General features: G+C 72.8%; 10 protein-coding genes. 4 read left to right on the forward strand and 6 right to left on the reverse strand.

From position 1 onward, the window contains the following. Window positions 1-22: 22 nt before the first annotated feature. On the reverse strand, window positions 23-2,989 hold the full coding sequence (locus JMJ55_RS17320) for an Rne/Rng family ribonuclease (RefSeq protein ID WP_202826838.1): 2,967 nt from the start codon (window positions 2,987-2,989) through the stop codon (window positions 23-25). A 669-nt stretch (window positions 2,990-3,658) separates the two neighbouring features. Here JMJ55_RS17320 and JMJ55_RS17325 point away from each other — a divergent pair. From JMJ55_RS17325 to argC, 3 genes are all read left to right on the forward strand, one after another. Continuing rightward, complete coding sequence (locus tag JMJ55_RS17325; protein WP_202826839.1) at window positions 3,659-4,801, forward strand: N-acetylmuramoyl-L-alanine amidase family protein; 1,143 nt, start codon at window positions 3,659-3,661, stop codon at window positions 4,799-4,801. A gap of 72 nt (window positions 4,802-4,873) precedes the next feature. Then, the gene (locus JMJ55_RS17330; protein WP_202826840.1) at window positions 4,874-7,408 is read left to right on the forward strand and encodes a penicillin-binding protein 1A; all 2,535 of its coding nucleotides are present in this window, start codon (window positions 4,874-4,876) and stop codon (window positions 7,406-7,408) included. 299 nt (window positions 7,409-7,707) lie between these two features. Beyond that, a complete protein-coding gene (gene argC, locus JMJ55_RS17335; protein WP_202826841.1) occupies window positions 7,708-8,685 on the forward strand; it encodes an N-acetyl-gamma-glutamyl-phosphate reductase in 978 nt (325 codons plus the stop codon). A 155-nt stretch (window positions 8,686-8,840) separates the two neighbouring features. On the opposite strand, the gene JMJ55_RS17340 is transcribed toward argC, so the two are convergent. Beyond that, window positions 8,841-10,052 (reverse strand): DUF1501 domain-containing protein, encoded by a 1,212-nt coding sequence (locus JMJ55_RS17340; RefSeq protein WP_202826842.1) that lies wholly within the window; start codon window positions 10,050-10,052, stop codon window positions 8,841-8,843. Between the two features lie 15 nt (window positions 10,053-10,067). Further along, on the reverse strand, window positions 10,068-11,630 hold the full coding sequence (locus JMJ55_RS17345) for a DUF1800 domain-containing protein (protein WP_202826843.1): 1,563 nt from the start codon (window positions 11,628-11,630) through the stop codon (window positions 10,068-10,070). 156 nt (window positions 11,631-11,786) lie between these two features. On the opposite strand from JMJ55_RS17345, the gene prfB reads away from it, so the two are divergent. Continuing rightward, a protein-coding gene (prfB, locus tag JMJ55_RS17350) for a peptide chain release factor 2 (RefSeq protein ID WP_202826844.1) occupies window positions 11,787-12,918 on the forward strand; the annotation gives its coding sequence in 2 pieces (ribosomal slippage) (window positions 11,787-11,855 and window positions 11,857-12,918; 1,131 coding nt in all). A 12-nt stretch (window positions 12,919-12,930) separates the two neighbouring features. Here prfB and JMJ55_RS17355 read toward each other — a convergent pair. From JMJ55_RS17355 to JMJ55_RS17365, 3 genes are all read right to left on the reverse strand, one after another. Continuing rightward, window positions 12,931-14,886, reverse strand: a complete 1,956-nt coding sequence (locus tag JMJ55_RS17355; RefSeq protein WP_202826845.1) for a hydantoinase B/oxoprolinase family protein — start codon at window positions 14,884-14,886, stop codon at window positions 12,931-12,933. Between the two features lie 5 nt (window positions 14,887-14,891). Further along, entirely contained in the window at window positions 14,892-16,934 is a 2,043-nt protein-coding gene (locus tag JMJ55_RS17360; protein WP_202826846.1) for a hydantoinase/oxoprolinase family protein, read from the reverse strand. An 89-nt stretch (window positions 16,935-17,023) separates the two neighbouring features. After that, a complete protein-coding gene (locus JMJ55_RS17365) occupies window positions 17,024-17,944 on the reverse strand; it encodes a LysR substrate-binding domain-containing protein (protein ID WP_202826847.1) in 921 nt (306 codons plus the stop codon). Window positions 17,945-18,020 lie beyond the last annotated feature (76 nt).

Consider the following 18,020-nt stretch of genomic DNA (forward strand, 5'->3'; position numbering starts at 1 on the left):
CGGCGCGGGGCTGTTCAAGGCGTCAGCGGCGCCACCAGCCGCGGCGCTTCGGGGCGGACTCGTCCAGCGCATCCACGCTGACGGGCTGGATGACCGGACCCTGGACCACCTCGGGCTCCGACTCCGGGGCGGGCTCGGGGGCCGCCTCGGCCACCGGCGCCGCTTCGGGCTCTGGCGCGGGCTCCGGCGCGGCAGCAGCGGGTTCCGGTGCCGGCTCCGGTGCGGCGGGCGCAGCCTCGGCAGGAGGAGCAGCCTCAATGGGCGGCGGCTCGACGGGCATGGGCTCGACGGGCATGGGCTCGACCGGCGCCGCCTCGGCCTCCGGCTCGGCGGGAGCCTCGACCGGCACGACCTCCGGCGGAGCCGGTTCGGCGGGCGCCTCGGCCTCAACCGGGGCGGGCCCGGCCATGGCTTCGACCGGCGGCGGCGCGGAGCGGGCCGAGCGGCGGGCCGCGGCGGCGGCTTCGGCAGCCGCTTCCGCCGCCTCCATCGCGGCCATGATGTCATCGACATGCCCGGCGAAGGGGTCGGCCGGGGTCGGGCCGATATAGCGGGCGGGGGCAGGCTCGGCCTCCTGCGGCGCGGCCTCCTCGCCGGCACGCTCGGGACGGCTGCCGCGGCGGCCACGGCGGCGGCGGCGCGGGCCGTCGCGCCCGGCTTCCGCCTCGCCATCGGCCTCGGCCTCCGGCTGGGCTTCGGCGGCCGGCTGCGCCTCGGCGGCGACCGGCTCGCCCTCGGGTGCCGGGGCTTCGGCCTCGGGGCTGGCCTCGGAGGCGGCCTCGGCCTCCTCGCCTTCCTCCTCGGACTCACCCTCGGCGCGGGGGCCCGAATCGGGCCGGGTGCCGTTGCCGCCACGGCGGCGCCGGCGGCGGCGGCGGCGCTCGCCCTGGCGTTCGGCCTCCTCGGCGCTGGGGGCGGCGGCCTCGGGCTCGGGCGCCTCCTCCTCCTCGGGCTCGGCTTCCGGCTCGGGCTCCGGCGCGTAATCCATCCGCAGCGCGGCGGGCGGTGCCTCGGGCATGCGGCCCGGCTCGGCAGCGCGCAGCCGTTCCAGCCGGAAGGCGGGCGGCATCAGCGCCTCATCCGGCTCGAACACCACGGACATGCCGAAGCGCTGCTCGATCGCCTGCAGGCGATCGCGCTTGCGGTTCAGCAGGTAGAAGGCGACCTGGGCCGCGACATGGATGCAGATCTCGGCGGAGCGGCGGCGCGCCGCCTCCTCCTCGATCGCGCGCAGCACCTGCAACGCGCTGCTCTCCAGGCTGCGGACCTGGCCGCGGCCCTGGCAATGCGGGCAGGTGACGAAGGTGGTCTCCGTCAGGCTCGGCCGCAGCCGCTGGCGGGACATCTCCAGCAGGCCGAAATGGCTGATGCGCCCGACCTGGATCCGGGCGCGGTCATGCTTCAGCGCCTCCTTGATCCGGCGCTCGACCATGGCGTCGTGCTTGGCCGACTCCATGTCGATGAAGTCGATGACGATCAGGCCGGCGAGGTCGCGCAGCCGCAGCTGCCGGGCGATCTCGTCCGCGGCTTCGAGATTGGTGCGGAGCGCCGTGTCCTCGATATGCCGCTCGCGCGTCGAGCGGCCGGAATTCACGTCGATGGCGACCAGCGCCTCGGTCTGGTTGATGACCAGATAACCGCCCGAGCGGAGCTGCACGGTTGGCGAATGCATCGCATCGAGCTGCGCCTCGACCTGGTGCCGGGCAAACAGGCCGCCGTCGCGGAAGAGCTGAATCTTCTTCGCATGCTGCGGCATCAGCATGCGCATGAACTCGCGCGCCTCCTGGTAGGCATCCTCGCCATCGACCAGGATTTCCTCGACATCGCGCGCATAGACATCGCGGATGGAGCGCTTGATGAGGTCCGCTTCCTCATAGATCAGCGCCGGCGCGGTCGAGGCCATGGTGCGGTCGCGGATATTGTCCCACAGCCGCAGCAGGTACTCGCAGTCGCGCCGGATCTCGGGCTTCGGCCGCTGCGCGCCCGCGGTCCGCACGATGAGGCTCATCCCCTGCGGCAGGCCGAGCTCGTCGATCACCTCCCGCAGGCGGCGGCGATCGGCGACCGAGGTGATCTTGCGCGAGACGCCGCCGCCGCGCGGGCTGTTCGGCATCAGCACGGAGAAGCGGCCGGCAAGCGAGATATAGGTGGTCAGCGCCGCGCCCTTCGTGCCGCGCTCCTCCTTCACCACCTGCACCAGCATGATCTGCCGGCGGCGGATCACTTCCTGGATCTTGTAGTGGCGGAGGAAGCGGGGCGGGATGCGCCGCTCGCGGGAGACATCCTCGGTGCCTTCGCCGCCGATGGTCTCGGGGGCGGGGGCGTCCTCCTCCTCCTCGCCGCGCTCCTCCTCGGCGAAGGCCTCGGGGGCATGGCCATTGGCGAGCGGGGCGAGGTCGGGCTGGTCGCCTTCGCCGGCGGCGGCCGGGGCGGGCTGGGCTTCCGGCTCGGCGATGGGGCCTTCGGCAGCGGGGGCCTCGGCGGGCAATGCCTCGGCCACGGGCTCGGCGGCGAGGATCTCGGCCGGCGCTGCCTCGGCGGCGGGCGCCTCGGCCGGGGCCTCGGGGCTGGCCGGCTCGGCGATGGCGCCTTCGGCAGCGGGGGCCTCGGCGGGCGGGAGGGTCTCGCCCTCGGTCGCGGCAGCTTCGAGGGCATCGGCGAGGGCGGCTTCGCGCTCCTCGGATTCCTCCTGCTCGCGGGCTTCGGCGGCCTGCATCTCCAGCAGGCGCTGCCGGTCGGCGACGGGGATCTGGTAGTAGTCGGGATGGATCTCGCTGAAGGCGAGGAAGCCGTGGCGGTTGCCGCCATATTCCACGAAGGCGGCCTGGAGGCTGGGTTCCACCCGGACCACCTTGGCCAGGTAGATATTGCCCTTCAGGGGCAGGCGGCTCGCGGCCTCGAGGTCGAACTCCTCGAGCCGGGTGCCGTCCAGCACCACCACGCGGGTTTCTTCCGCGTGGGATGCGTCGATCAGCATGCGCTTGGTCATCGAAGCGGTGGCTCCGCGCCGCGCGGCACCGGGGTGCGGCACGGCGGATCGGGGTGGCGTGACCCGGAAGGGGGCGGTGGCGCGGCGCGTCCTTGCGTCATGCGGCCAACCATCCTCCTCCGGCGGGGACCGGGATCCGGGCGCCGCCGCGCCGGCAGGGGCGCAGGGCGGCGACCCGGGGCGGTGCCCCAGGGCTCGCGCCCCCGGTGCCAGCAGCGCGGGGCGCGGCTGGGGCGGCGTCGGTCACGCTTGCACCAGGGACGGCCTCGATCGGCCGCCAAGGGTCCGCACGCGACAGGTCCCGCAAGGACGAAGGTGGCGGATGGGCGGCCCGGCGAAGCGCGGGGACGGATGGCCGCCCCCCATGCCGGACACTGCCGCGACACGCGCCGCAGGCCCGGTGGACCGATGGGTCCTTGGCCTGGCGGCGCGGATGCGCCGTACTCCTCCGCCGGCAGCGGGCGCCGCCGGGGCAAGGCACCATAGGGGAGGGGTTCGCCTTCCACAAGGCTGCCGCGCCGCCATTGCAACCCTCCCGCTGGGTCGCCGGGCCGGGATCGCCCGCAATTTGGTCACAGGCCGGCACGATATTACCCGGACATGCGGCTTCACCCCACCCGGGCGGGCCGATAGGCTAGGATGTGCAACGCTTTGGGGGGCGTGGCAGCGATGGATCAGGGGGATGGCGGGCCCGGGCGCCGGGCCTTGCTGGCGGGGGCGGCGGGGCTGCTGCTGCCGGCCGCGGCGCCGGCGGGCCCGGTGCTCACGGCCCGCAGGGGGCAGACCAGCCTGGTGGTGCCCATGGCGCGGCCGGTGGCCTGGCGCCTGTCGGCCACCGCTCGCCCGGCGCGGTTGATCCTCGAATTGCCGAACCTCCCCTGGCGCGGGCCGGACCGCCTGCCCGGCGCCGGGCTGGTGGCCGAGGCGCGGCGCGAGGGCAGCGGCGCCAGCCAGTCCCTGGTCCTGCTGCTGGCCGGGCCGGTCGCCGCGCCGCAGGTCCGGGTGGCGGGCGGGCGGCTGACCATCCTGCTCGGGCCCGGCTCCGCCGCCGGCTTCGCCCGACTCGCCGATGGAAAGCCGCTGGCCATCGCGGCGCTGGCTCAGCGTGGGCCGCTGCCGCTGGTCGTGCTCGATCCCGGCCATGGCGGGCGGGACCCGGGGACCATCGGCGGCCATGGCACGCATGAGAAGCGCATCACCCTCGCCGCCGCGCTGGAGCTGAAGCGGCAGCTGGAGGCCGCAGGGCGCTGCCGCGTCGCGCTGACCCGAAGCCGCGACGTCTTCATCCCGCTCGGCGACCGGGTGGAATTCGCCCGGCGGCGGCAGGCGGCGCTGTTCCTCTCGATGCATGCCGACAGCGCGCCGGGCGCGCGCGGCGCCAGCGTCTATACCTTGTCGGAGACCGCCTCGGACGGGCTGGCCGCCGGCCTCGCCCAGCGGGAGAACCAGGCCGACCGCGCCGGTGGCCTTCGCCTGCCGAGCGTCCCGCCCGAGGTGCAGCGCATCCTGCTCAGCCTGATCCGGCAGGAGACGCGGTCAGGCTCGGAGCGGATGGCGCGGCTGGTGGTCGGCGCGCTGGAAGGCGAGGTGCCGCTGCTGCCGAATACCCACCGCCGCGCCGGCTTCGTCGTGCTGAAGGCGCCGGATGTCCCGGCCGCGCTGGTGGAAATGGGCTTCCTCTCCAACCCGCAGGACGAGGCGGCGCTGAACCGGGCCGCCCACCGGGCCCGGGTGGCGGCCTCGCTGGCCGAGGCGGTGCATGGCTTCCTCGGCGCCGGGCAGGGCAGGGCGGTGGTCGCGGCCACAGGGTGAAAGCCTGACGGGCCGGCACTATGTCGGCCCTGTGCGTCGCCGCCGCCGGCCAGACGCTGTATTGGGACCGCCATGCCGCCGCTTGATGACCGCCCCGAGCCGAAGCTCGACATAGCGCCCCCTCCTCCTCCGCCGCCGCGTCAGCCCCCGCCCAAGCCGAAGCGGCGCCGGGCGCCCTTCCGCGGCGTCTTCGGCGGCCTGCTGACCCTGATCGCCATCGCGCTGGTCGGCGGCGGGATCGTCGCCTATGGCCTCTATCGCCAGGTGGCGGCGGACCTGCCCGACTATCGCTGGCTGGCGGATTACCAGCCGCCGCAGATGTCGCGCATCTATGCCGCCGACAGCCGGCTGCTGGCCGAGCTCGCCACCGAGCGACGCGTCTTCGTGCCCATCGAGGCGATCCCGCGCCAGATCCAGGCCGCTTTCGTCAGCGCCGAGGACCAGCGCTTCTGGGAACACCATGGCGTCGATCCCATCGGCATCCTGCGGGCGACCCTGACGGCGGTCGAGAATTACGGCAGCGGGCGGCGGCTCGGCGGCGCCTCCACCATCACGCAGCAGGTGGCGAAGAACATGCTGGTCGGCGCCGACCGGACGCTGACCCGCAAGCTGCGCGAGGCGATCCTCGCCTTCCGCATCGAGGACACGCTGCCGAAGGACCGCATCCTCGAGATCTACCTGAACGAGATCTTCCTCGGCTATCAGGCCTATGGCGTGGCCGCGGCGGCGGCGGCCTATTTCAACAAGGGCCTGGATGAGCTGACCCTCGGCGAGAGCGCATTCCTCGCGGTGCTGCCGAAGGGGCCGAACAACTACAATCCGATGCGCTTCCCGGACGCCGCCCGCGCCCGGCGCGACTGGGTGCTGGACCGCATGGCCGAGGACAAGGCCATCACCCCGGCCGAGGCCGCGGCCGCCAAGGCCGAGCCGATCATCCCCCGCCCGATGCGGCGGCCCGAGGTGGTCCCGGTCGGCCAGTATTTCACCGAGGATGTCCGGCGCGAGCTCTCGGCCCGCTTCGGGCCCGAGCAGACGACCATGGGCGGCTTCGTCGTCCGCACCAGCCTCGACCCCGGTCTGCAGGCGGCGACCGAGGCGGCGCTGCGCACCGGCCTCACCGGCTATGACCGGCGGCGCGGCGGCTGGCGCGGCCCGGTGACGCGCATCGCCGCCGGCGCCACCGAATGGCTCCCGGCGCTGGAGGCGGTGCAGCGCCCAGGCGGCGCCCTGCCCGAATGGCGCCTGGCGGTGGCGCTGGAGGTGCGGGACCGCGAGGCGCGGCTCGGCTGGATCGACCGGCCCGATCCGCGTGGCCCGGCCCAGCCCCGCACCGGGACGCTGCCGCTGGAGGAGGCGTCCTGGGCCCGGCGGGCACTGGGCGAAGGCCGGCTCGCCGCCGCGCCGCGGCGCATGCAGGATGTGCTGGCGCCGGGCGATGTGGTGCTGGTCGAGGTTCTGCCGGCCCAGCCCGCCCAGGGCCGCGCCCCGGCCCGGCCGGAGCGCCTGGCGCTGCGGCAGATTCCGCAGGTCGAGGGCGCCATCGTCGCGCTCGACCCCGCCACCGGCCGCGTGCTCGCCATGGCCGGCGGCTGGTCCTTCGAGAAAAGCCAGTTCAACCGTGCCACCCAGGCGCAGCGGCAGCCCGGCTCCTCCTTCAAACCCTTCGTCTATCTCCCGGCGCTGGAGGCGGGCATCCCGCCGAACCAGCGCTTCCTCGACGCGCCGATCGAGATCAACACCCCGCAGGGCGTCTGGCGGCCGGGCAATTACGGCGACGGCGTCAGCAACAGCTATGTTTCCATCCGCACCGCGCTGGAGAAGTCGCTGAACCTCGTCACCATCCGGGTGGCGCAGGAGGTGGGCATCGACAAGGTGGCGGAGACGGCGGCGCGCTTCGGGGTCATCCCCAACATGCCGCGCTACCTGGCGATGTCGCTCGGTTCGGGAGAGACCACGGTGCTGCGCATGGCGGCCGGCTATGCCGCCTTCGCCAATGGCGGGCGGGAGGTCTCCCCGACCCTGATCGACAGCGTGCAGGATCAGCGCGGCCGGGTGATCTGGCGGAGCGACACCCGCGCCTGCCCCGGCTGCGCCACCCGCAGCCCGGAGGGCGGGCCGCCGGAACTGGCCGACAACCGGCGCCAGATCACCGATCCGGTCGCCGCCTACCAGATGGCCAACCTCCTCGCCGGCGTCGTGCAGCGCGGCACCGGCACTGCGGCCGGCAAGGGGCTGAACCGGCCGATCGCCGGCAAGACCGGCACCACCAATGACTATGTGGACAACTGGTTCGTCGGCTTCACCCCGGACATCGTCATCGCCGTCTGGATGGGCTTCGACGAGCCGCGGACGCTCGGCAATGGCGAGACCGGCGGCGGCAATGCGGCGCCGATCTTCCATGACGTGCTGGAAGCGGCGCTGCGCGGCAGCCCGGCCGTGCCCTTCCGCACGCCGCCCGGCGTGGCGCTGGTGCGGGTGCAGGCGGATGGCCAGACGATCATGGAGGCTTTCCGCCCGGGCACCGAGAACGCCGCCCGGCCGCCGGAGGAAGACCCGGCACGCGGGACGGCGGTGGGGCTCGAGAGGGGGCTTGGGGGGCTGTACTGAGGGCCCCGCTGGTTGGCGTCCGCGATGGTTGCTCAGCAGACATTCCGCTTGACGGTGAATGTGGGTAGCAACAGTGTCGCGGGACATGCCCAGGACCCGGATCCTCTGTGACCGACGCCGACGCCGCTGCACCCAAGCGGCGGCTCCCTGGGCTGCGCGTCGATCGGCATCCCTCCGCGTGGTGACGGCCTTACCCTGAGGCCCCCACCCGCGGGAGCAGTCCCGGCCCGCATTCCTGAACCCCCGCAGCCCCCGGCTCCGGGGGTTTTTCTTTGCCCGAACCCCGGAAGGACACCACCATGAGCATTCGCGTCGGCATTGTCGGCATCAGCGGTTTTGGCGGCGGCGAGGCGATGCGCCTGGTCGCGGGCCACCCCTCCTTCGAGCTGGTCTACGCCGCGGGCGAGGGCAGCGCCGGCAGCCGGCTGGCGGAGCGCTTCCCCGGCGTGCCGGCCAGGCTGGCCGGGCTGGTGATCGAGAAGTGGGACCCCGCGGCCCTGCCGAAGCTCGACCTGCTCTTCGCCTCGCTGCCCACGGGCACCTCGGCCGAGGCGCTGGCGCGCGTCCCCAAGACGGTGAAGATCGTCGATATCGGCGGCGACCATCGCTATGTCGATGGCTGGGCCTATGGTCTGGCCGATGTCTGGCCGGCCGAGATCGAGGGCCGGACCCGCATCGCCAATCCCGGCTGCTTCCCCGCAGCAACACTGACCGCGCTGGCCCCGCTGCTCTCTGACAGGCTGATCGAGCCCGGCAGCATCATCATCGACGCCAAGACCGGCATCTCCGGTGCCGGACGGGGCGGCGCCGACAGCCGGTTCGGCTATGCCGAGAGCAACGAGAACCTGCTGCCCTACGGCCTGCTCAGGCACACCCACATGCCCGAGATGGCCCGGACGATCGAGCGGCTCGGTGGCGGCAGCGCGGCCGGGCTGGTCTTCACGCCGCATCTGGTGCCGATGACCCGCGGCGTGCTCGCCACCATCTACTGCCGCGGCCGTGCCACCACGGGCGAGTGCCTGGAGGCGGCCCGGCGCTTCTATGCCGGACGGGCCTTCGTCCGCGTGACCGAGGCGCCGCCGCAGACCAAATGGGCGACCGGTTCGAACCTCGCCTTCGTCAGCTATGCCGCCGATCCGGAGCGCGAGCTGGTGATCGCGATGAGCGTGGTCGACAATCTCGGCAAGGGCGCGGCCGGCCAGGCGGTGCAGAATGCGAACCTGATCTGCGGCCTGCCGGAGACCGCGGGGCTGGAGGGCGCGCCGGTCTGGCCGTGATGAAGGCCGGCCTCCGGGTAGCTACCCAATCCACGTCTTAGATCTTTTCAGGATACCCTCCGCTACCCGAAGCGCGAGGGTTCCAAGGGCCTTTCGGCCCTTGGCGGGGAGAGCGCGAGAGGATCGGAGGCACTGCCTCCGATCGCCCCTCCCGTCTAGCTTCGCGCGAAAGGCGGCGGTGCGGCCGGCGCCAGATCCGCGATGACGGTGCGGAAGACCTCGCGGTAATCCGTCGCCACGCGCAGGTCGACGCCTTCGTCCAGGGCGTCGGGCGCAAGGCCCGGCCAGGCGCCGAAGTGCCGGCCGAGGCCGAAGCCCTGGCCGAAGGCCAGGATCACCCCGGCCCGGCCGTGATCCGTGCCGTTGCTCCGGTTGGACCGCAGCCGGCGGCCGAATTCACTGGCCACCAGCACCGTCCAGCGGCGCGGCAGCCCGGCCATATCGGCATCGAAGGCGCCGAGGCCGCGTGCCAGCACCCGCATCCGGTCGGCGAAGCGCCCCGGTTGCCCCTCATGCGTGTCCCAGCCGCCGAGATCAACCGTGGCGGCGATGAGCGCGGGGTTCAGCTTCGCGGTCTGGGCGACCACGGCCAGCGCCCGGCCGAATTCGCGGCCCGGGCCGTAATCCGCGCCGCCGGCGGGCGTGTAGGCCAGCGGGCGCCCCTCCACATCGCGCGGCAGCAGCCGGTCGATGCCGCGGAGGCCAGCCAGCGCTTCCTGCCCTGCCTGGGCGGCCGGGCCATGGCCGCCACGGTAGAGCGCCTCCAGCATCGCATCGCCGAAGGCCCCGCCGGGTGGCGCCAGCCCCTCGGCGAGGCTGGCGACGGCGATCCCGTGCCGCCCCCCCATCAGCTCCGGCGCCAGTCTGCCCTGGGCGGAGAGCGCCGCAACGCTGGCACCGGTGGGGGCGGCGCCCGCCGCCCAGGCGGCGAGCCAGCCGGTGCTGCCGCCATGCTCGGCGCGCAGCCCCTGGCCGAGGCCCATCATCGCCTGGGCCTCGAAATGGCTGCGCGTCGCCTGCGGCACGCCGGCAGCGGGCCAGATCGCCATGCGGCGGTCCCGCCAGATCTCGGCCAGCGGTGCGGCCTCGCGATGGGCGCGGAAATCCACGGCGGAGGAGGCGTCGAGGCGAAGCCCGGCCTGCCGGCCGCCCGTCGGGTTGCGCAGGTTCTCCGCCCGCTGGTCGACGAAATTGGCGTCGTCGGCCGGCGATAGGGCATGCAGCCCATCCATCCCGCCGCGGAGATTGACCAGCACCAGCAGGGGCGCCCCCGGCTGTTCGGCGAAGGCAAGGCCGCGCAGCGCGGGCAGGGCGGCGGCGCCGAGACCGGCGCGGAGCAGGTGGCGGCGGCCGAGCAGGAGGGGCATGGCGGTCTCCCTATCTCAGGCGATCTGGAAGGCGGGGGCGTTCAGCACCCAGCCGGCGAGTTCGGCAACCTCGGCGGGCCCCGGCCGGGCAGCACGGCCAGCCGCAGTCCAGACGCCCGCCACGGTCTCGGCGACCGGAGCCCCGGCCGGGCCGAGCGCGAGCGCCGCCAGCCGCCGCACCGCCGCCTCGGCCGGGGCATGGGCCAGTTCGGCATAATGCGGCGAGAGGCCGGCGCCCCCGGCATTGCGCGCGAGGGCGAGCACCATAGTCCAGCGTGCGCGCAGGGCGGTGGCGCCCAGATAGGTCTCGCCTTCCACCGGCTGGCCATCCGGCGGCAGCCAGCCGAAGGGCACCTGCCCGGCCATGGCGAGCTGGCCGATCAGCGCCGGCGCCGGGGTGAAGGGCAGGTCGAGCGCGCGCGCCGCGGCAGCCATGACATCGACCGGGCGGCGGATGCGGAAGATGGCCGGATCGCTGGCCTCCGGCCCGGTCAGCAGGGCGCGCACCACCTGGGCGATCTGGTCCTCCTGCCCGGCATGGCGCATCCAGGCGGCCTCGGCCCGGACGATGGCGGCGGGCGGGGCGGGATCGCCGAGCAGGAAACGGGCGAGCTTGGTGCAGAGGAAGCGGGCCGTGGCCGGATGGGCGGCCAGCGCATCCAGCACCGCCCGGCCATGCGCCATGGCGGGCGCGAAGGGATCCAGATCCTGGCCGAGGAAACGCTTCTGGTAGGGGTCGTGCCAGGCGGCGACATAGGTGAACTCGCCGCTGCGGGGCAGGGTCCGCGCGCCGTCGAAATTCTGCCCATTGGCGACGCTCCAGCCGGTCAGCGCCCGGGCGGCTTCCCAGACATCGGCATCGACATAGAAGGCCGGGCGGCCATCCGGCAGGCGCGGCACCTCCCGTCCTGACCGGGCGCTGCCGCGATAGGCGGCGCGGCCCATGGTGTGCAGCTCCAGCAGCTCCCGCGCGTAGTTCTCGTTCGGCGCGCCGGCGCGGGAGCTTTCATTGTTCAGGTAGAAGAGCATGGCCGGGCTGGTCGCCATCGCCTCCAGCAGGGCGCGGAAGGAGCCCAGCGCATGGGCGCGGATGCGCCGGTCGTGATCCGGCAGCGAGACCGAGACGCGGCCATCCGCCTGGTAGGCGAGGCTGAAATGGTCGTGCCAGAACTCGACCAGCCGCTCGCGCAGCTGCGCCTCGGCCGCGACCTTCCGCAGCAGGGTGGCGAGGGTGAGCTCCAGTCGCGGCCGGTCGCGCTCGGCGCCCGGGGCGCGATAGGCGGGGCGAAAATCCGCGAGGCGCCAGCGCTCGGCCTGGCTCTGCCGCAGGGCCAGCGGGGGCCGGACCTCGTCGCTCCATTGCTCGCCGGGGCCGGGGGCATAACGGATCGGGATGGCCAGCGCGTCGATCCGTGCCTCCACCGCCGGCTCCTCGGCCGGCAGGGCGAGCTGGCGGTCGAGCCAGGGGTCGAGGCCGCTGCGGGCCAGCGTCTCCGCCTCGCTCGGGCGGGCGCCATAGGCGGCGCGGGCGAGGAGGCGATGCGCCCTGGCCAGGTCGAGCGGCGGTGCGGCAGCCATGGCCGGGGACTCCCTACCAGGCGCGGCCCGGGGCGGGCCGCTTGTTCCGCCGAGGCTAGGCCGAGCCGGGGCTGGCGGTCGAGTGAACTCGCCGGCCATGCGGCCTTCACCCCCCGGCCCTGGACAGCGTGCCCGGCATGGCCTATCGGCCCCGTCATGCGCGCTGATGCAGAATCCCTGAACGAGCAGATCACCGCTTCGGTGTCCCTGCTGAGGAGGCATCTTTGACTGGGATGCCGCCCTTCGCCGCCTCGATGAGCTGAACGCCAAGGCGGAAGACCCGAGCCTCTGGAACGATGCCGAGGCTGCCAACAAGCTGATGCGGGAACGCTCCCGCCTGGCCGACCAGACCGAGGGCGTGCGGCGGATGGAGCAAGCCGTCGCCGATGCGCTGGAGCTGATCGAGCTGGCCGAGGCGGAGGGCGATGCGGCGACCGCAGATGCCGCCGTCGCCGACCTCAAGGCCCTGGCCTCCGAGGCCAAGCGGCGCGAGATCGAGAGCCTGCTCTCGGGCGAGGCCGACCAGAACGACGCCTATATCGAGGTCAATGCCGGGGCCGGCGGGACCGAGGCGCAGGACTGGGCCGAGATGCTGCTGCGCATGTACCAGCGCTGGGCCGAGCAGCATGGCTACAAGGTAGCGCTGACCGAGCAGTCGGACGGGGAAGAGGCCGGCATCAAGTCGGCCACCCTCCAGGTCACCGGGCCGGCCGCCTATGGCTGGCTGAAGACGGAGACGGGCGTGCATCGCCTGGTCCGCATCAGCCCCTTCGGCGGCAACGACAAGCGGCAGACCAGCTTCGCCAGCGTCTATGTCTACCCGGTGGTGGACGACAAGATCGAGATCGAGATCAATCCGGCGGACATCAAGACCGACACTTTCCGCGCCTCGGGCGCCGGCGGGCAGCACGTCAACAAGACCGAATCCGGCGTGCGCTTCACCCATATCCCGACCGGCATCGTCGCGGCCTCCACCCAGGACCGCAGCCAGCACAAGAACCGCGCCATCGCCATGAACATGCTGAAGGCCCGGCTCTATGAGCTGGAGCTGTCGAAGCGCGAGGCGGTGGCGGCGGGCATCGAGGCGGGCAAGACCGATATCGGCTGGGGCCACCAGATCCGGAACTACGTGCTGCAGCCCTACCAGCTGGTGAAGGACCTGCGCACCAATGTCGAGAAGGGCAATCCGGCCGCCGTGCTGGATGGCGACCTCGACGAGTTCATGGCCGCGGCGCTGGCCGCTCGGGTCGGCGCCACGCGGTCGGAGGCCTCGGCGGCGGCCCGGTAGGGCCGCTGCCCCTCAGGCGAGGCCCGGCAGCCCTGCCTTCACCCGCTCATACACCTCCCGCACGCCCATCTGCGGATGCGCGGCGCGCTCGGCGAAGAGCCGGCCCTTGATGAAGAAGCGCCAATGCACCGGCAGGGCGGCGAGGATCGCCGTCAGCTCGGCATAGGCCGCCTCGGTCCAGACCTGCTCGAACGCCTCCCGCTCCGGGCCGAAGCGGAAATGCGCCGGCGTCCGGTTGCCGGCGAGGCGGGCGCGCAGCACCTCGGTCGCCGCCAGGTCCACCGCGCCGTCGCGGATGACGACGCCGTAATCGGACTCGGCCACCGCCGCCGAGACATAGCCGCGCGTCACATCCTCCAGCACCCGCTCCGGCTCCCGCTCCAGCGGGCTGCCGCGGCCGCCGCCGCCGGGGGAGTGGATATGGATGACGTCGCCCGGATCCATGGTGACGATGTCCGTATTGCCCAGCACCCTCTCCCGCGCCGTGCCAGGATTGAGGACGAAGTCGGAGGGCCGGCCAGGCCCGCCGCCGAGGATGCCCCAGGGCCGGAAGCGCGACCGGTCGCGGTTGCGGGCGGTGATGCGCGTATTCGGCGCGAAGACCTTGAACTCCAGCACCGTCGCCAGCCCGCCCCGCCAGCGCCCGGCACCGCCGGAATCCGGCAGCAGCCCGTAGCGGAGGAACTGGATCGGCACCTCCGTCTCGGTGATCTCGATCGGGGTGTTCTTGAGATAGGCGCCATCGGCGCCCGAGCCATTGGTGCCGTCGCGATGCGGCATGCCGCCGCCGCCGCCGACCACCGGGTTCACCGCCGCCAGCACCGTCTGCTGGGTACGGTTGTCGGTGGTCATGACATTCATGATGGAGCTGGTGCCGGCCGGCGCCGCCGGCAGCTTCTCCGGCACTGCCTGGCTGAAGGCGCCGAAAATCAGGCTGCGCAGCCGGGCGCAGGTCAGGCTGCGCATGCCGACCGCTGCGGGGAAGACCGGGTTCAGCACCGTCCCCTCGGGCGCGATGCAGGTGAAGGGCCGCGTCAGCCCGCCATTCAGCAGCAGCTGCGGGTTGAGCGTGCAGAGCACGTAATAGACGCCGACCAGCAGCAGCGTGTGCCGCGGGTCGCTGCCGGTCGGGACATTGAGCGAGGAGGTGAGCTGCGGGTCGCTGCCGGTGAAGTCCAGCACGGCGGAATCGCCCTGAATCGTCAGGGTCAGCCGCAGCCGGCAGGGATTGCCGCCGACCGAATCCTCATCGGCGAAGTCGCTGAAGCTCCATTGCCCGTCGGGGATGGCGCGGAGGATCTCCCGCGCCTGGTGCTCGGCATAGTCCTGCAGCCCCTGGAGGCCGGCGCGGAAGCGCTCGACGCCGAATTTCTCCAGCATGGCGCGGACCTTGCGCTCGCCCGTGTTGAGCGCGCCGATAAAGGCCTTGAGATCGCCGAGATTCTGCTCCGGTTTGCGGACATTCAGCAGCATCACCCGCAGCAGCTCCTCATTGAGCTCGCCGCGGCGGTAGAGCTTCATCGGCGGAAAGCGGATGCCTTCCTGATGGATCTCGGTCAGGGTGCGGGAGAGGCTGGCCGGCACCGCGCCGCCCATATCCGTGTTGTGGATATGGCCGCAGGCGAAGCAGACAATCTCGCCTTCGTGGAAGATCGGCTTCCACATATGCAGGTCCGGCGCATGGGTGGCCAGGAAGCCGCTATAGGGGTCGTTGGTGAAGCCGATATCGCCCGGCTCGTACTCCGGGATCATGCCGATGGCGCGGCCATAGGTGATGCCGGGATACCAGGTGGCGCCGAGATCCATCGGCACCGCGACCACATTGCCGCTGGGATCCGTCAGCTGGACGGTGAAGTCCTCCGTCTCCTTCACGAAGGTCGAATGCGCCGTGCGGTACAGCGTGTAGGCCATGTTCTCGGCCGCGGCGCGCGCATGGTTGGCGAAGATCTCGAGCGTCACCTTGTCCATCGCGCCTATCCTTCGGCCGAGAGGTGCAGGTTGCCATGGGCATCGACCCGGGCGGCGAAGCCGGCGGGGATGCAGCTTGTTGCATCCTCCTGCACCACCACCGCGGGGCCGCGGAAGCGGTGGCCGGGCAGCAGGGCTTCGCGGCGGAACAGCGGCGTCGGGCGCGCGGCGCCATCCTGCCAGACGGATACCTCGCGCTCCGGCACGGGCTCACCTTCGGCCTCGGGCCAGCGGGGGAAGTCCGGCGGGGCGGTGGTGCCGGCGACGACGAGGCGGAGATTCACCAGCTGGACCGGTGCCGCCTCGTCGCTGAAATCGTAGATGGCGGCATGGCGGGCATGGAAGGCGCCGCGCAGGGCGTCCAGGTCGCCCGCCTCGATCCAGCCGAGCTCGAGCGGCGCCTCGATCTCGAAGGACTGGCCGCGATAGCGCATATCGGCCGAGAGCCGCAGCACGGCCGGGCCCTCGAAGCCCTGGTCGTGCCGCAGCCAGGTCTCGGCCGCGTCGCGCAGCCCGGCCAGTGCCGCGCGCAGCGCCGGCAGGCTCGCCTCCTCCAGCTCGACGAAGAGGGTGCGGATGAAGTCGTTCTTCACATCCGCGATCAGCCCGCCGAGCGCGCTGACCACGCCCGGCCGGCGCGGGATCATCACCTGCGCCATGCCGAGCTCCCGCGCCAGCAGGCAGCCGAGCATCGGCCCGGCGCCGCCGAAGGGCACCAGGGTGAATTCCCGCGCATCGACGCCGTGGCGCGCCACCAGCTTGTTCACCTCGGCGAACATGGAGGCGATGGAGACTTGCACGATCGCCTCCGCCGTCGCCGCGGTGGAGAGGCCGAGCGGCGCGGCGAGCTCGCCCACCGCCGCCTCGGCCCGGGCGCGGTCGATGCCGACCGACTGGTAGGCCAGCGGCGCATGGCCGAGCCAGCCGAGCACCGCCATGGCATCGGTGATCGTCGCCCTCTCCCCGCCGCGGCCGTAGCAGGCCGGGCCGGGCACCGAGCCGGCGCTTTCCGGTCCCACCTTCAGCACGCCGAAACCATCGACCCGGGCGATGGAGCCGCCGCCATCGCCGATCGAGGTGACCGAGACGGTCGGCATGTGCAGCGGGAAGTCGCCCACCTGCTCGCCGGTGCCGAATTGCGCCTCGCCGCCGATGATGAGCGCCACATCGGCGCTGGTGCCGCCGATATCGAGGGTGAGCGCCCGTTCCACCCCCGCCTGCCGCGCCAGGAAGCCGGCGCCCATGACGCCGGAGGCGGTGCCGGAGAGCAGCATGCTGACGCAGGCGGTGCGGCCGAGCGCCGCGCTCATGATCCCGCCATTGGACTTGGTGATCATTGGCGGGGCGGCGATGCCGCGCGCCTGCAAGGCCGCCTCCAGCGAGGCGAGGTAGGAATCGACCCGCGGATGGACATAGCCGTTCAGGATGGCGGTGGTGGTGCGTTCGTATTCGCGGATCACCGGCCAGATCTCGGCGCCGCAAAAGACAAAAAGGTCGGGCGCCTCCTGCTGCAGCAGGGCCTTTGCGGCCAGCTCATGCGCCGGGTTCCGGTAGGCATGGAGGAAGGAGATGATGATGCCCGCCGCGCCGGCCGCCCGCGCCCGCCGCGCAGCCTCCCGCACCCCCGCGGCATCGAGCGGCACTTCCTCCGTCCCGTCCGAGAGGATGCGGCCGCCGACGCCGAAGATGCGGTCGCGGGGGATGAGCTGGTCCGGCCGGGCGCAGAACAGGCCATACATCTCCGGCATGCGCAGCCGGGCCAGTTCGATCACGTCCTCGAAGCCGGCCGTGGCCAGCAGGGCGAGCGGGGCGCCGCGGCGCTGGATGACGGTATTGATGCCGACGGTGGTGCCATGGACGAAGCTCTCGACCTCGGCCGGGGCCAGGCCGTGGCGGCTTTGCAGCAGGGCGAGGCCTTCCATCACCTCCTGCCCCGGCCGGTCGGGTGTGGTCAGCACCTTCAGCGTGTGGAGCTGCCCGGTCGCCTCATCCAGCGCGCAGAAATCGATGAAGGTGCCGCCGATATCGACACCGATGCGCCAACCCATCGTCCCACCCCCGCCAACCCGGTGCCGCAGTCTCCGGGCCGGGTCAGCGCCTGTCCAAGACGGATATGGCCGAAGAGGATAAGCCCCGCTTATGCCAGGCGGAGCCGCCCCCGATGCGCCGGGTCGGCCGCCTGGGCCGCCAGCGACCGGCGCAGCTCCTCCCTGAGGGTTGCCTGCTGGCGGGTCCAGGGCCGCCGGGTCGGGACGAGGAGGGAGATCGGCAACGGCACCAGCGGCCGGAAGGGGCGGGCGACGATTCCCGCGAAGCCGGCCCAGGGGATCAGCCCATCCACCAGGGCGATGCCGATGCCGGCCTGCACGAAGGCCAGCGCGATGATCGAGACATCGATCTCCACCTGCGGCCGCAGCGGCACCCCGGCGGCGGCGAAGACCGCGTCCAGCCGCATCCCCGGTAATGTATCGCGGCGATAGGCGATGAGCGTTTCCTCCTGCAGGTCGGCGGGCCCGACCTCCTCCAGCGCGGCGAGGCGATGGCCGGCGGGCAGGACGCAGATCACCTCGCTGCTGCCGATCGTCTCCGGCTGGATGGCCGCATGCCCGGTATCGTTCATGGCGATGCCGAGATCGGCCTCGCCCTGCTCCAGCTTCTCGACAATCGCCTGCACCGGGACGACGAAGGAAACCAGCCGGGTCTCCGGCCAGGCCTGACGGAAGGCCTGCAGCGCGGCCGGGACGAAGGACAGGGCCGGCGGCGCCGAGGCGGCGAGGCGGAGCGTGCTGGCCGTGCCGCCGCGCAGCGCCGCGGCATGGCGGCGGAAGGCTTCCAGGTCGCGGTGCAGCCGCTCCGCCTCGGGGAAGAGCAACTCCGCCTCCGGCGTCGGCACCAGCCGCCCGGCCAGGCGCTGGAACAGCTTGAAGCCCAGCTGGTCCTCGGCATGCAGCAGCAGTTGGCTCAGCGCCGGCTGGGAGACATGCAGCGCCTGCGCCGCCCCGGTCAGCGTGCCGCAGCGCATGATGGTGCGGAACACCTCGATCTGCCGCGCATTCACCGGGGCCGGGCCCTTTCGCCATAGGTCCAGCTTATGAAAGCAGCCGGAAAGCCGATTGGACAGGCCCCGTTACGTG

Source organism: Belnapia mucosa (assembly GCF_016775475.1).
GTDB classification, from domain to species: domain Bacteria; phylum Pseudomonadota; class Alphaproteobacteria; order Acetobacterales; family Acetobacteraceae; genus Belnapia; species Belnapia mucosa.